This window comes from Ideonella sp. P3_A4 (assembly GCF_056403075.1).
This window is the reverse complement of the sequence record NZ_JBFUGE010000721.1, coordinates 1-2,757: the sequence shown is the minus strand read 5'-3', so window position 1 is coordinate 2,757 and position 2,757 is coordinate 1. Positions and strand designations below refer to the sequence as shown.

General features: G+C 66.4%; 1 protein-coding gene. It reads right to left on the bottom strand.

Features of this window, described 5'->3' with window-relative positions; genetic code table 11:
* On the bottom strand, positions 1-2,439 hold a 2,439-nt coding region (locus AC1DYI_RS31720; protein WP_477208093.1), incomplete at its 3' end, for a PHP domain-containing protein.
* Positions 2,440-2,757 lie beyond the last annotated feature (318 nt).

Here is a 2,757-nt window from a genome sequence, read left to right as displayed (position 1 = left end):
CGGTATCCCCAGCGTCCGGCCCAGGGCCTGCTCGAGTTCAGGTTTGGGGAAGTCGACCAGCTCTTCCTTGTTTCGCCGCTTCAGGTACGGGTGGACCATGCCGCCCTGGATGGGCCCCGGCCGCACGATGGCGACCTCGATCACCAGGTCGTAGTAGCAGCGAGGCCGAAGCCGCGGCAGCATGCTGAGCTGGGCCCGGCTTTCGACCTGGAAGACGCCGATCGCATCAGCGTCGCAAAGCATGTCGTAGACGGCATCGTCGTGCCTGGGCAGGTCGTCCATCTCGATGCGACGACCCTGCACCTTGGCCAACTTCGGGTCCTTCTTCCGGTCAATCCATTCCAGCGCGCGACGGATCGCGCTGAGCATGCCCAGTGCCAGCACGTCGACCTTGATCAGTTTCAGCGTGTCGAGATCGTCCTTGTCCCATTGGATGACGGTGCGGTTTTCCATCGTCGCGTTTTCGACCGGCACCAGGTTGGACACGTCGTCGCAGGCGATGAGGAAACCACCGGGGTGCTGGCTCAAGTGCCGCGGGAAACCGCGCAACTGCGAGGCCAGCTCGGCCCACAGCTTGACCAGTGGTGCGTCGGGGTCGAAGCCATGCTCACGCAGGCGCTCGGGGTCGAAGCGACCGGGGTGATCGGTCCACCAAGGCTGCTGCTTGGTGACGGCCTCGATGCGGTCCAGATCGAAGCCGAGCGCGCGGCCCACGTCACGCAGGCAAGACCGGCTGCGGTAGCTGATGATCACGCCGGTCATCGCCGCGCGGTGGCGGCTGTATTTGGCGTAGATGTACTGGATGACCTCTTCGCGCCGCTGGTGCTCGAAGTCGATGTCGATGTCGGGCGGCTCGTTGCGCTCGGCGCTGATGAAGCGCTCGAACAACAGATTGCCCTGATCGGGGTCGACCTCGGTCACCTGCAACGCGTAGCAAACGACTGAGTTGGCGGCGCTGCCGCGGCCCTGGCAAAGGATGCCTTGGCTGCGCGCCCAGTGCACCAGGTCTGCCACGGTCAAAAAGTACGCTTCGAAACGAAGCTGCTCGATCAGCGCCAACTCGTGCTCGACTCGCTTGCGCACGTGAGCAGGCTCGATGCGATTCTTGTCGCGGTAGCGCTTCACCAGGCCACGCTCGGTCAGCTCGCGCAACCAGCTGGTCGCGGTCTGGCCCTTGGGCACCAGCTCTTGCGGATACTCGTACCTCAGCTCACTGAGCGAGAAGGTGCACCGCTCGGCCCAGTCCACCGCAGCTTGCAGCCAGGCGGGCTCGTACAGCTCGGCCAGGCGGGCGCGCGAGCGAAGATGGGCTTCGCCATTCGACTCGAGCCGGGTGCCCGACTCTGCGACCGTGCAACGGTGACGGGTCGCCGCCAGCACGTCCTGCAACGGCTTGCGGGAGCGGCTGTGCATCAGCACGTCGCCGGTGGCCACGATCGGCAGCCCGCTCAGCTCGGACACGCGTCGCGCGACCTCGACCCGCTCGTCGTCGAAACGGCGATGGCGCAAGGCCAGCGCGAGGCCGCAGCGATCGACACCGAAGCAGGTCTTCAACCACATCGCCTGCGCGAATACGGTTTCGAACTTCGGCGGCGCCACTGTGCCGTCGGCGCCTTCAGGGCCACCGACCACCAGCAGGGCCAGGCAATCGCCCAGACCGGCCAGCCAAGGCGCATCGCCTGCCTTGCCTTCCAGGTCCGACGCGTAGGCCAGGTAGCTGCCTTTCTCAGCTCGCCGCCGGGCCAGGCTGATCCAGCGCGACAGGTTGCTGTAGCCACGGTGGGTCTGCGCCAGTAGCACCAGGCGGGCGCCGTCGCCGGTGGGCCGATGCGGGTGTGGCAGCGCAGGCCGGGACGGCGAGCGGCAGAACTCGGCGTCGTCATCCCACTCAGCGGCCCGTTCGGCGTTCCATTCGGCGGCGAACTCGGCCGCCAATTCAGCCTTCAACTCGGCTTCCAGGTCGATTGGCGAATCTGTGCCGACGGCCGCTGGCAAACGCCCGGCGCGCGGTCGTGCCTTGGACTTCGTCTTCGACAATGCGCCCGGCCACCTAGCCGATGCCGACGCGGCCGCCCCAGAGGCAGCGCCGGTAAACAAGGGCGTGGCTGGCGCCGCCGTCAACCTCATCTCGGCGCCGATGACGAGGCGGACCATTGCGTCCAGTGCGCCCTTCAGCTCCTCGTCGGTCTTCGATTCCTCCTTGGCCTTGGCCTCTATGTCGGCTCTCAGTTCCTTCACGGCCTCGTGCGCGCGGACGACACCGGCCAGAGAACATTCGTCCGTCAGCGCGAGCGCACGGTAGCCCAGCTCTTGCGCGCGCAACACCAGCTCCGCCGGCTGCGATGCGCCCGTGAGGAAGCTGAAATTGCTGCGGCAGTGAAGCTCAGCGACATCGGGAAGGCTCATCGCTGCTTCGCCCGCGAGGAGGTTGTGTGGCATGGGAAAGCCTGGCGTGTGCGCAATGAGCCTCGTCTGGCCGCCCGTAGGGGTTCAGTCCCTCTCGGAGGGAGAGAGCCCGGGCGTGGTCTGTCCCAGTGGACGGACCACATCGGGCGGGCAGGCCCAAGCGTGCGCCAATGAGCACCATCATCCGAGGAAGGGCACGGGCATCGGCATGGGTGCCGGCATCAGCACCTGATGCCCGGGCTGGCAGGAAATCGCACTCGTCCTGACGACCACGTTCATCCTCGCTCCTACTCTCGTCTTCGTGCAGGGAGCGATTGAAGACAGTGGCCTCAGAGCCCAGCTCACGGACCC